The sequence below is a fragment of the Acinetobacter sp. WCHA39 genome, assembly GCF_002165385.1.
GTDB lineage: Bacteria > Pseudomonadota > Gammaproteobacteria > Pseudomonadales > Moraxellaceae > Acinetobacter.
In genome coordinates this window covers 54,798-67,642 of the sequence record NZ_NHRP01000004.1, presented here as the reverse complement: position 1 = coordinate 67,642, position 12,845 = coordinate 54,798, and the positions used below count along the sequence as shown (strand labels likewise).

The window sequence follows — 12,845 nt, the reverse complement described above, 5'->3', positions numbered from 1 at the left end:
TTATACAAAACATCCTGAGAGCTTGCGGAGATGGCTGAGCGAGCCTTCTAAAATAAGTACGTCTCCAGCCTGTAGAGTAAAATTCACATCGGTTTCATATAGAATTTGTTGATCACGTTTAAGTAATAAAAGTTTGATATTGGGTTCTTGTTTTAAGATGCCCGATAAATTCACATTATTCAGCTTTGCTTGTACTGGAACTTTGACAATATAACGATCATCATCCAAAGCCATATAACGGCTAACCATGGGATAATTTAACGCTTGAGCAACCCGCACACCCATATCTTCTTCAGGGTGAATAATTTTACTGACGTTTAAATGGGAGAGGATAGTGTGGTGGGCTTTAGTTTTGGCTTTAACGAGGATTTTATCCACCCCTAAATTTTTTAGATTTAAAACACAAAGAATACTGGCTTCAATATCTTCACCAATCGCGACCACGACGGCATCACAATTTTGGATATTCAGTTCTTCTAATACATGTTCATCGGTTGCATCTGCAATCACGGCATGGGTAATGCGATCAGCTAAGCTCTCTACATTTCGTTTAATGGTATCGATCCCAATCACATCATGATTGAGTTTGGTCAGTTCTAAGGCAACAGTTGCTCCAAAACTACCTAAACCAATGACTGCAAACTGTGCCATAACTGTCCTTAACTAAATGATAAAAATGTCTTTTTATTCATTTTAAGGTGGATTAATTGATCTGTTTGTAATGATTTTGTTTGCGATCACATATAAAAGATCAAGATCACTGGGTAAAAATAAAGCCGACATGATGTCGGCTTTAAATGATGAGGTGATTTATTTAAGGAAACGTTTGTAACCAGTATTGTCACTGATTTCAGCATATGGATAAGTAATTTTCTCTAAAGTTTCGATCAACCCATCTGGATTTTGTTTTGCATCAGTTGCTTGTAAACCGACTAAAACACGACCTTCGGCTGCACCATGATTACGATAATGGAATAGCGTAATGTTATGCGTTGGACCTAGACGCTCCAAGAAAGTCAGTAGGGCACCTGGGCGCTCTGGAAATTCAACACGGAACAAGCGTTCATTTTCAAGATTGGCGTGACCACCAATTAAGTAACGAATATGCAGTTTTGCAACTTCATCATCGGATAAATCATCGACATCATATTGTTGCTTGAGTAATTCATGGATTTCGTGACGTTCAACTTCGCCACCTTTCAAGCTAATCCCAACAAATACTTGAGCTTGGCTATCATCACTGGCACGATAGTTAAACTCAGTAATATTACGACCTTGTAGAGCACGGCAGAAATTAAGAAATGCACCTTTCTGCTCAGGAATTGTGACGGCATAGATTGCTTCTTTACGTTCACCCAATTCAGTACGTTCAGCAATATAACGGAGACGATCAAAGTTCATGTTTGCACCGCAAACAATTGAAACCATGTTCTTTCCAGTGAGCTGATGTTCGGTAACGTATTTTTTGATCCCAGCTAAGGCCATCGCCCCTGATGGTTCAACGATACTGCGATTTTCATCATAGGTATCTTTGATTGCGGCACAGATTTCATCGGTATTGACCGTAACAATTGTTGGATCAACAATTGGACCAGAATTATCTGACTTAGATAAGCGGATCATTTCAAAAGGCAATTCACCAATTTGAGCAACGGCTGTACCATCCGCAAATAAACCCACATGTGGCAGAATCACGCGTTCATTGGATTCAAGAGCAGCTTTTAGGCACGCAGATTCTTCATATTCAACACCAATGACTTTGACATGTGGCGCAACTTCACCAAGATAGGCTGCAACACCCGCAATGAGCCCGCCACCACCGACAGCAACGAAAACATATTCAACATCACGCCATTGGCGCAATAATTCATTGGCAATCGTTCCTTGACCAGCAATCACGAGTTCATCGTCATAAGGTGGGATAAAAACTAATCCTTCATCTTCTGCACGTTGTTTGGCATATTTATTGGCAACATCAAAACTATCGCCGTGTAAAACAACCTGTCCACCTAAGTTTTTAACCGCTTGTACTTTGATGTCAGGGGTCGTGCTTGGCATGACAATAATGGCTGGAATGCCTAATTTTTTTCCAGACAGTGCAACACCTTGTGCATGGTTACCTGCTGATGCGCAAATCACACCTCGATCGAGTTGATCTTTAGGAAGTTGGCTAATCCTGTTGTAAGCACCGCGTAGCTTGAAAGAGAATACAGGTTGTAAATCTTCACGTTTAAATCGAATGTTATTGTTAATTTTTTGACTAATTCGTGGAGCTGCTTCAAGCGGTGTTTCAATCGCAACGTCATAAACCGTTGCTTGTAAAATTTGTCGTACCACACGAGACAGCATGTTCATCTTCCCTATAACAGTTTAAAATAGGCAATCATTGTAGCAAACCCCTGTGCATTTGCGCTGTTTTCTTGCAGCAAATGTCAAAATAGTTGAGTGAAGTCATGAGTCTATATGCAACCCAAGATGAAAAAAAACAAGCTGCGGCAAAAGCAGCATTGAAACATTTGCCTAAAGGCGGCATTTTGGGCGTAGGAACTGGAAGTACTGTTAATTTTTTAATTGATCTATTACCAGAGTTGCAATTGGAAGCAGCCGTAGCAAGTTCTAATGCAACAGCTGAACGTCTTAAAAAATTAGGTATCGAAGTGGTTGATATGAACTCGGTAGGTGGTTTGGATGCCTATGTCGATGGTGCAGATGAAATTGACCGTCATATGCATATGATTAAAGGAGGCGGTGCTGCATTAACTCGTGAAAAAATCGTTGCTTCAATTGCTAAGAAATTTGTATGTATTGTTGATGACTCAAAGTGGGTAGAGCAATTAGGTCGTGATTTTCCACTTCCTATCGAAGTCATTCCAATGGCGCGTTCTGCAGTTGCACGTAAAATCGTAGCTTTAGGTGGTGATCCTGTTTATCGCGAAGGTGTTGTTACTGATAATGGTAACGTTATCTTAGATGTTTTTAATTTAAATATTTTGAACGCACTTGATTTAGAGAAAACGATCAACAATATTCCAGGTGTGGTAACCAATGGAATTTTTGCTTTGAATGCAGCTAGTATTGCGATTGTTGCAACCAATAATGGTATTGAAGAACGTACGGCACAGTAATGCAATCAGTTTCGCTTGAAACACAATTGCCTGAAATTAAAGTAGTTCGACATGCAAGAGCGAGAAATTTGCGTTTGCGTGTTGAACCTACAGGTATTCGTTTAACAGTCCCTATCTTTTGTACAAAGCGGCAGATTCAGCAATTTCTGCAACAGTCTGAACAATGGTTATTAGAGACATGGAGCAAGCAACAAGAACAATTTAATCAGACTATAAATTTTCCTGAACAACTTGTTTTATTTTATCATTTGCAACCATTTCAAATTATTCAGCAACAGCAACGTCATATTTTTAAATTTAACTGGGAACAACATATTTTATTTATTCGAAATGAAAGCCCTGAATTAGCTTTAAAAGCTGCTGTATTAGCATATGCGAAACAGTTTTTACCAGAATATTTAAACTTAATAAGTGAGCAGACGGGCTTACAATATGGCGAATGCACGGTGAGAAAGCCAAAGACACGTTGGGGAAGTTGTAGTTCAGAACATGACATTATGCTTAACGCGGGATTAGTATTAATGCCGATGCATAATGTACGATCAGTGTGTATACATGAATTAGCACATACGAAGTATTTTGATCATAGTGCAGCATTTTGGGGTGAAGTGGCGAAGTATGATGAAAGTTATATCGAAAATCGCAGGCAATTAAAAAGTATTCAATTGCCTGCGTGGTGGTACTAAATCAAATAAAACTACATTCAAGTTGGGTTGTTTGTAGTTGATCAGGTGCCTTGCGAGTATCTAGGCCCGCACTAGCACTTAATACTTGATTACCATTTAGTTTTATTTGAATAAACTTATACTTTTGTAAAGTAAAGTCGATGTCAGTAGAACTACTATTGAGTAGGTAGTCTTGAGCTGTATTATTGATGAGCATTAAATTATCAGTACTATCGCCATCAAGTTTTGAAGTGAAGATTTGAGTACCTTTTTGTAGTTCTAAAACACCGTTAGCTCTGATATTTAGTTTGCAATCGTTAATTTTATCTTCGTAACTGCCAATTAGATACTCAATAGAAGGTAAATTAGGATTAAAGACAGTATTAATTCCAGTTACACCTGATTGGCATAAATAATTCGAATCTAGACATTTTGATGTTGAACTATTAACGGCAAAGCCTACAGCTCTTCTATAGTCACCAGCCCCCGCTACTCTGAAAACATCTGTAGCTTGCATTTTTGGATCGGTACCTGAGTATATTTTTTGTTCAAGTTGTAAATATCCAAGTGGATTAGATGTTTGTTGCTCATACTTTGTGGCAAGTTTTAGTACAGCACTTTTTAATAATCCAGCATATTGATCTCTAATATTTTTTTGATTTTCTGCAATGTTAATTAAAGTGTTTTTATTTGGATCTGTATTTTCAGGGGCTGGGTCAATTAATGAAACAAGTGGACTAGGATCTCCATGTATTTTTTTCCCATCTAAATAACCATCTTTTAAATCGATTGCTAAGTTCTTGGTAAATTCAACAAATGCATTTTCAGGGTTTGAGCTTGACCATTGTTGAATGTAGCCAAAGTTTAAATAGGTATTAATATATTTATTGATGGTGGCAATAGTTAGGTTATTTGATTTAAATATAGTAAGTATTGTGCTTGATGATAAGTTTGGTAAATCAACATTTGAAAAGCCATTTAATAAGGCACTGTTGACATCATTAGTCGCAAATTGTAGCTGTAATGCACTAACTTGTTTGGAGTTAATGATGTCTGTAGGGAGTTGACCAGATCTTACGATAGCACGTTGATAAATTGCTTCAGAGCTTGGGGTTATATAGATTGGTTGCGTTAAATTGCTAGTATTAACTTCTACTAAAGCATTAAAAGTTAAAGAGAAGCTTTTATATTGGCCATTGAGAAAATCATAAATTAATGAGTTAGGTGTAGTAGATATTTCAATTCTATACAAATGATCCGTATTAAGTACTTTCGGTAAGGTAATACTGAGATTTGAAGTAGTACTAACATTTTGTTCTATGATTAAAGAATCATCAAAATTATCATATACTTTGACTATAACATCACGCATTTCTACTGGAACTTTAATATCGAAGTTTTTAGGCTTTGGAATCACAACTTCTGGAGTGGGTGGGACATATTGTGCCTCGCTTTCACCGCTTCCACAGCCTACTAGAAAAGCTGGACTAAGCAAAAAAATACTGCTTACGCCTAAACTGATGTATTGGTTTAATCTTTGTTTTGATCTCAAAGAAGGCATTCCAGCTCTCCAAAATTTAGCATCCATGAAATTTATTATTACCGCATGGTTTTTATTCTATGCGAATACTTAGATGATTCAATAGTATTTCTTGACCAGTGGTAAAATTGAATTTATATAAAACAATTTGACAGAACTTTTACACTGTTTTTAATGTTATAGCGACCAGTTAAGTGAAAAATAAGTTGTTAAATTTAGATTTTTGTTTTTAGAAATTTTTATATTTTTACTAACTTTAGCTAGATACAAAATCAATTCCTCAAGTTGTAACTTAGAAATGCTATATAACTTATAGGGTTATGGATTGTGGAAATGGCGTCAAACTGCCATACTACAACCACTATTTATAGTTTGAGGTAGAGCACGTGATTTCTGTTGGCATCGTGGGTGGAACTGGATATACAGGCGTCGAATTATTACGTCTTTTATTAAGGCATCCACAAGCCCAAGTACGTGTTTTAACATCTCGAACTGAAGCAGGAAAACGTGTTGCAGATATGTTTCCAAGCTTAAGAGGGCATACAGATTTAGCGTTCTCCGATCTTGACCTAGATGCATTAAAGCAGTGTGATGTTGTTTTTTTTGCAACGCCACATGGAGTTGCAATGCAACATGCGGAAGAGTTGATAGCTTCTAATGTTAAAGTAATTGATCTTGCTGCAGATTTTCGATTGCAAAATCTATCTGAATTTGAAAAATGGTACGGCATGCAACATAGCTGTCCAGATGTATTAGTCGATTCAGTGTATGGTTTAACTGAACTAAATCGTGAAAAAATTAGAACAGCTCAAGTGATTGGTAATCCTGGTTGCTACCCAACAACAGTACAGTTGGGTTTAGCTCCTTTACTAAAAGCTTCAGAAAAATTGATCAATCCGCAAAGTATTATCATCGATGCAAAGTCTGGTGTATCGGGCGCAGGTCGCAAAGCTAGTTTAGGCATGATTTATAGTGAAAATGCTGATAATTTTAAAGCTTATAGTGTCGCTGGACATCGTCATCATCCAGAAATTGTTGAAGCTTTAGAAAACATTTCGGGTGAAAAGGGACAATTTAATCATCTTATTTTTGTTCCCCATCTTGTACCGATGATTCGTGGTATGTTGAGTACAATTTATGTCGATTTAACTGAGCAAGCTCAGAATATAGATCTACAAGCATTGTATGAGCGTTTCTATGAAAATGAACGTTTTGTTGATGTAATGCCAGCAAATAGTTCGCCTGAAACACGTAGTGTGCGCGGTGCAAATGAGCTACGTATTGCTTTATATCAACCTCAACCAAATAAATTGATCGTATTAGTTGCGCAAGACAATTTAGTGAAAGGTGCAGCAGGTCAAGCGATTCAAAATATGAATTTAATGTTCAATTTTGATGAAGCTGCTGGTTTAGAAGGTATTGGTTTATTACCATAAAAAACGCTTTTTTACTTCACACACATTTAAATTTGGATTTAAATGTGTGCTTTGATGTAAATCATAACGATAGAGATGATGATGGAAAACGCTGAACCGACTACTTCACCAGAAAGTTCCGTTAAAAAAAATAAATTCCTCAAGACGAATTTGCCCTTAGTGATTGCTGCTACATTACTGATTGGTAGTAGTTTTATGTTGGGATATACTGTTGGGCATCGTCAAGGTTTGACTGTTGTTGGTTATGATGCAGATGCTCAACAACTTGTTGATGTTGTACAAAAGCAAAAAACCACTTTGGATTCTGTTAGTAAGAGTTTAAATGCTGCTGTTCAAGAACGTGATATGGCGGTTAGTAATGCCGATGAGTTATTTAAAGGTATTAATCAAGCTAATGCTGATAAAACTCAGTTTGAAAGTATGAACGCCATTTATCGTGAAATTTTAAGACAACGTGGTGGTGTTAGCTTAACTGTACAAAATTTAGCGATTAAATCTTTGCCCGAGAATGCTTTTGAATATCAACTGGACTTGGTTCAAGTAAGCCCAAATAAACGTCGAGCTGTTGGTAGTGTTGAGTTAAGATTAATTAAAGATACTGAAGTTTTGGTTGTGCCATTAGAAGATGCCAATTTTAATTTCGATGATTTTGAACGGTTGACTGGGCGCTGGACCATGCCTAAAGGTTTCACGCCTCAGTTCATTGAAGTTCGCTTATCTGGTTCAGCTACACCAGTGATTAAACGCTTTAGTTGGCAACGTGGTCAACCTGTTGATGTGAGTTCTGCTTTTGTATCAGAAATTCCTCAAGCTGAAGCAAATGCCCAATAAAATTTAGTAAGAACTGGATATGCGAAGATATAAACGTCAAATGAATTTAAGTGAAGTGAAAAATGCCTTTCATCAATCTGGATATGTCGATTGGCACTTAAATCCACGTTTAAGTGACTCGCAAGAGGATCATGATGGCGAAGTCATTGTTCAGACAGCACCACCTGAATTAAAAAAACCGCCACTATACGCTGTTGTTTTACTGAATGATGATTACACACCGATGGATTTTGTTATTGAGGTACTACAAAGTTATTTTGGAATGAATCTTGATCAAGCAAGTCAGGTGATGTTGACAGTTCATTATGAAGGCAAAGGAACAGCAGGTATTTATCCACGTGATATTGCAGAAACAAAAGCGAATCAAGTGAATAACTTTGCACGATCTCAAGGCCATCCATTATTGTGTCAGATCGAACCTGAGCAGCGTTAAAAAAAGCGAAGCTTTTTAGCTGCGCAAGACGAGCAACTGTGTTGGGAGTGAAAGCGTTAAAAAAAAGCGAAGCTTTGTTGCGAGTGCAAAACGAGCAACTTTGTTGCGAGTAACAGCGTTAAAAAAGCAATGCACTTGCTTCATATATGGCTCATAAGCTAAGAGTGAAAGCGTAAAAAAGCTGCTGAATATCACTTTGAGTAACCATATCTTGCGAATAGGTCTTTAGAAAACAAGGCTATCTTTCGATATGTGATTTAATCGGTAAATTAAGACATATATTGTTTTGTGCTAAAAATATGAATCAATATACTGACAATCTTTATATTCAACCTATACATGATTTGTTAGGTTTTAACTAAGATCATAGCATATTAAAATTTTTCATAGGTTGAATACGCTTTCATAAATAAAGAATAGATTTGCTGTCTTTTTGAGCGACTAGGCAAGTCTTATTCTCTTTGTAATCGAAATTTTACAACAATACTTTGTTTTGAATCTTGACCAAGATACTCAAGTAATGCTAACTGTAGATTATGAAGTAAAGTGTTATTGTAAACGTATACTAGATAACGCTTTAAAGCCTCAGACAAACCAAGTTAATACCAGCTTATTCTAATATTATCCTTTTAGATGAAGCACAAAATATAAGGGGGTTACATGCTCAGTCGTCAATTAGAAGTATCGTTACGTTTGGCTGTTAGCATGGCTCGTCAAAAGAGACATGAGTTTCTGACAGTTGAACACTTGTTGCTTGCTTTACTTGATAATGATTCAGCAGTCAATGCGTTAAAAGCATGTGGTGCTGATATCGTTACATTGCGTAAAGAATTAGAGGAATATGTAGAGCAACATAGCCCAAAACTTGGTGATAATAGTGAACAGGCGCCTCATCCAACTGAGAGCTTTGATCGAATTTTGCAACGTGCAATTTTCCATGTTCAATCGAGTGGTGGTGACCGTACGGTTGAAGGTGCAGATGTTCTAGTTGCAATGTATTCAGAACGAGATTCGTTCGCAGTTTATTTACTTAAACGTCATCAAATTAACCGTTTAACTTTGACTCAATACCTATCTCATGGCACTCGTAAAGATGAGATTCAAGTTGAAGAAGAAGTTGAAGATATTGAAGGTGAAAGTGCAGCTTCAGCAAATGCTGGGCCACTTGAGCAATATACGCTTAACTTAAATATCGAAGCACAAAAGGGCAAAACTGATCCTTTAATTGGACGTGAAAAAGAAATTGAGCGTGCAGCACAAATTTTATGTCGACGTCGTAAAAATAATCCGTTGCTTGTTGGTGATCCGGGTGTAGGTAAAACCTCAATTGCGGAAGGTTTAGCTTGGCTGATTGTAAATGGCAAGGCACCGAAACCACTTGCAAATGCTGAAGTTTATAGCTTAGACATTGGTGCTTTGGTTGCAGGGACTAAATATCGTGGTGACTTTGAAAAACGTTTAAAACAGTTGTTGAATGCTTTGAAAAAGAATCCAAATGCGATTTTATTCATTGACGAAATTCATATGATCATTGGTGCAGGCTCGAGTATGGGCAGCACTATGGATGCATCGAATTTAATTAAGCCTGCATTAGCGAATGGTACTTTGCGTTGTATTGGTTCAACAACTTTCCAAGAGTATCGTCAGGTATTCGAGAAAGATCATGCCTTGTCTCGTCGTTTCCAAAAGATCGATGTGAATGAACCAAGTATTGGTGAAACGATTGAAATTTTACGTGGCTTGAAAAGCAAGTTCGAAGATTTCCATCATGTTGAATACGATGATAAAGCTCTTGTTGCTGCTGTTGAGTTGTCAGCTAAATTTATCAATGATCGTTTTTTACCAGATAAAGCGATCGATGTGATTGATGAGGCTGGTGCACAACGCCGTTTGAAAGCTGAAGTCGATGGTACAACCATCTCGGTTGAAAATATCGAAGACATCGTTTCTAAGATTGCGCGTATTCCACCGAAAACAGTATCTAAAGATGACAAGTCTGTACTTGAGAATTTGGAACGTGATCTTAAACGTGTTGTATTTGGCCAAGATGAAGCGATTACAGCACTTGCATCAGCGATCAAATTATCTCGTGCAGGCTTGAAAGCACCAGATAAACCAGTGGGAAGTTTTGTCTTTGCAGGTCCAACAGGCGTGGGTAAAACAGAAGTCACCAAGCAGTTAGCAAAACTACTGGGTGTGGAGCTAGTCCGTTTTGATATGTCTGAATATATGGAGCGCCATGCAGTTTCTCGCTTGATCGGTGCGCCTCCAGGCTATGTTGGATATGATCAAGGTGGTTTGCTGACAGATGCGATTCATAAAAATCCGCATTGTGTACTCTTGCTTGATGAGATTGAAAAAGCACATCCAGATGTATTCAACTTGTTGTTACAAGTCATGGATCATGGTGCTTTAACAGATAACAATGGCCGTAAATCTGATTTTAGAAATGTGATCATTGTTCTTACGACTAACATCGGTGCAGAAAGTATTGTTCGCGCAAGTATTGGTTTCACTGAACAAGATCATAGTGCAGACAATCAGGATGCAATGAAACGTGCATTCTCGCCAGAATTCCGTAACCGTTTGGATGGTGTTATTCAATTTAAAGCACTTCCGACTACGATTATCGACTCAGTTGTAGATAAATTCTTGACTGAGTTGCAAGCGCAGCTTGATGAGAAACAAGTGGTACTTGATGTTGATCAAAGCGCTCGTGATTGGTTGTCAGCTAATGGTTATGACCGTCTGATGGGTGCTCGTCCAATGCAACGTCTGATTCAAGAGCATTTGAAAAAGCCACTTGCTGAGATGATTTTATTTGGTGAGCTTGCTGAGCATGGTGGTAACGTTGCGGTTTCTGTGAAAACAGAAAATGGCAAAGACATTGGTTTAAAATTGGAAGTATTTGAAGATCATATTAACCCGAGTGCTGAACCTGCTTAATGTTTGAACTCTCTTTCTCTATAACCCAAGTACTTAAAGTATTTGGGTTATTTTTGGTCACAGCAATCGCTGAAATCTTAGGTTGTTATTTTCCTTATTTAATTTTGAATCAAGGAAAGTCGCATTGGTTATGGGTTCCTACGGCATTAAGCTTAGCCGTCTTTGTTTGGTTACTTGCTTTGCATCCTGCGGTATCAGGTCGTATTTATGCAGCCTATGGCGGGATTTATATTTTTACTGCCCTAATGTGGTTGCGTTATGTCGATCAAGTCATGCTAACGCATTGGGATATTTTGGGTGGGATTGTTGTTCTTTGTGGTGCTTGCCTAATCATTTTACAACCGCAAGGTTTGGTTCGTTAAATGCTACAAAATATTTTTGAAAAACACTTGTCAAATGCTGAAATAGTGCGTAATTTAAGTGTTAGGAACAGTTTTTTAGATATTTGAAATAAACATGTTAAAGCATACTGTAAACACAAACACAAACACAAACACAAACACAAACACATACTTTTATTTTTGGCAATATATGTAGTTGCCTGATGCATTTCGGGCAGCAAAAAAGGGTTGCCCAACCAGTTAATACCTGATCGGCAACACCGATCAGGTTTTTTTATGCTTTAACAATCATGATTTTAGGAGAAATACCATGTATACATTCAATTATTCATATTTTAGCAAGATTTCTTGGTTTTACTTTGCAAAAAAATCAACATCACTTAGATCACACTTGCTCAAATAAATGATAGGACTGCGAAAAAGGTCAGTCCAAAGGAATTGAAAATGAATGCTTTAAATACTGCTTTGACACAACCACACACTCATTCAAAAGAATCAATACTTAGCTTGCCATCACAACTCAAAGCACAGTATCCCTTGTCTGCAACTTTAGCGCAGCAAATTTCAAAACATCGCCAAACGATTCAGAATATTTTATCTGGACATGATCATCGCTTAATGGTGATTACGGGTCCTTGTTCGATTCATGATCCTATCGCGGTACTCGAATACGCTGATCGCCTCCAACAACTACAAGAACAAGTAAAAGATCAAATATTCTTGGTGATGCGTGCATATATTGAAAAACCGCGTACTACCGTGGGTTGGAAAGGTTTCTTATATGATCCAAATTTAGATGGATCATCAGATTTACAACTTGGTTTAGAAAAGTCTCGTGCACTTTACTTACAACTCATCGAAAAAGGCTTGCCGATTGCCAGCGAAATTTTAAGCCCAATGGCAACAGGTTATTTTGATGATTTACTGGCTTGGGGTGCAATAGGTGCACGCACCAGTGAATCACAGATTCATCGTGAAATTTCTAGCCATATGCCGTACAGTATCGGCTTCAAAAATGGTACAGATGGTTCAATCCAAATTGCTTTGGATGCGATTCAGTCTGCACTGCATGGTCATCAATTCTTAGGTATGACCCAACAAGGTTTACCTGCAATTTTGCATAGCAATGGAAATCCTTTACCACATTTGATTTTACGTGGTTCAAATCATGGAACTAATTATGATTTAGCTTCGATCCAAGCCATGCATTTCAAACATAAGCAATTACCGGCACTGGTGATTGATTGTGTAGTCATGGCAATAGTGGCAAAGACCCATTACAACAACCGAATGTTTTAAAGCAGATTATTGCGGAAAGAGCAGAATCGAAAGTTCGTGGTGTAATGCTTGAGAGTCATTTGGTTGATGGCAATCAAAAAATTTCTTGCAATATGACTTATGGCCAGTCTGTGACAGATGGCTGTTTAGGTTGGGATAAAACTGAACAATTATTGCTGGATGTGGCCGAGCAGATGAGAAGTCATTAAATTAGTTTAATAGCCAGTTTATAAGTAAGCTGGCTATTTTT

At 37.6% G+C, this 12,845-nt stretch carries 10 protein-coding genes and 2 pseudogenes; 9 read left to right on the top strand and 3 right to left on the bottom strand.

Going from position 1 to position 12,845, the window contains the following annotated elements:
- Positions 1–651 (bottom strand): potassium channel family protein, encoded by a 651-nt coding sequence (locus CDG56_RS03100; protein WP_087546908.1) that lies wholly within the window; start codon positions 649–651, stop codon positions 1–3.
- 159 nt (positions 652–810) lie between these two features.
- The gene (ilvA, locus tag CDG56_RS03095; RefSeq protein ID WP_171063558.1) at positions 811–2,355 is read right to left on the bottom strand and encodes a threonine ammonia-lyase, biosynthetic; all 1,545 of its coding nucleotides are present in this window, start codon (positions 2,353–2,355) and stop codon (positions 811–813) included.
- Between the two features lie 98 nt (positions 2,356–2,453).
- Between ilvA and rpiA the strand changes: the two genes are divergently transcribed.
- Both rpiA and CDG56_RS03085 read left to right on the top strand, forming a co-directional pair.
- A complete protein-coding gene (rpiA, locus tag CDG56_RS03090) occupies positions 2,454–3,125 on the top strand; it encodes a ribose-5-phosphate isomerase RpiA (RefSeq protein WP_087535810.1) in 672 nt (223 codons plus the stop codon).
- Positions 3,125–3,811 carry a M48 family metallopeptidase gene (locus CDG56_RS03085; protein WP_087545466.1) on the top strand — a complete coding sequence of 229 codons (687 nt, stop codon included), beginning with the start codon at positions 3,125–3,127 and terminating at the stop codon, positions 3,809–3,811. Before rpiA ends, CDG56_RS03085 begins: the two co-directional genes overlap by 1 nt.
- A gap of 1 nt (position 3,812) precedes the next feature.
- Here CDG56_RS03085 and CDG56_RS03080 read toward each other — a convergent pair whose 3' ends face one another.
- The gene (locus CDG56_RS03080; protein ID WP_087546907.1) at positions 3,813–5,351 is read right to left on the bottom strand and encodes a hypothetical protein; all 1,539 of its coding nucleotides are present in this window, start codon (positions 5,349–5,351) and stop codon (positions 3,813–3,815) included.
- A gap of 365 nt (positions 5,352–5,716) precedes the next feature.
- Here CDG56_RS03080 and argC point away from each other — a divergent pair, with 365 nt between their 5' ends.
- The 7 genes and pseudogenes from argC (at position 5,717) to CDG56_RS03045 (ending at position 12,804) form a co-directional block, all read left to right on the top strand.
- A complete protein-coding gene (gene argC / locus CDG56_RS03075; protein ID WP_087546906.1) occupies positions 5,717–6,766 on the top strand; it encodes an N-acetyl-gamma-glutamyl-phosphate reductase in 1,050 nt (349 codons plus the stop codon).
- 81 nt (positions 6,767–6,847) lie between these two features.
- Positions 6,848–7,597, top strand: coding sequence for a DUF6776 family protein (locus CDG56_RS03070; protein WP_087546905.1), 750 nt, complete (start codon positions 6,848–6,850; stop codon positions 7,595–7,597).
- Positions 7,598–7,616: 19 nt separating this feature from the next.
- A complete protein-coding gene (gene clpS / locus CDG56_RS03065) occupies positions 7,617–8,030 on the top strand; it encodes an ATP-dependent Clp protease adapter ClpS (protein WP_005160061.1) in 414 nt (137 codons plus the stop codon).
- A 460-nt stretch (positions 8,031–8,490) separates the two neighbouring features.
- Positions 8,491–8,649 (top strand): annotated as a pseudogene (locus CDG56_RS17555) (ATP-dependent Clp protease adaptor ClpS); the annotation flags it as partial.
- 41 nt (positions 8,650–8,690) lie between these two features.
- Complete coding sequence (clpA, locus tag CDG56_RS03055; protein WP_005160063.1) at positions 8,691–10,976, top strand: ATP-dependent Clp protease ATP-binding subunit ClpA; 2,286 nt, start codon at positions 8,691–8,693, stop codon at positions 10,974–10,976.
- Positions 10,976–11,338 carry a YnfA family protein gene (locus CDG56_RS03050; protein WP_087546904.1) on the top strand — a complete coding sequence of 121 codons (363 nt, stop codon included), beginning with the start codon at positions 10,976–10,978 and terminating at the stop codon, positions 11,336–11,338. The genes clpA and CDG56_RS03050 overlap by 1 nt, the downstream gene beginning before the upstream one ends.
- Positions 11,339–11,761: 423 nt before the next feature.
- A pseudogene (locus tag CDG56_RS03045) lies at positions 11,762–12,804 on the top strand (3-deoxy-7-phosphoheptulonate synthase).
- Positions 12,805–12,845 lie beyond the last annotated feature (41 nt).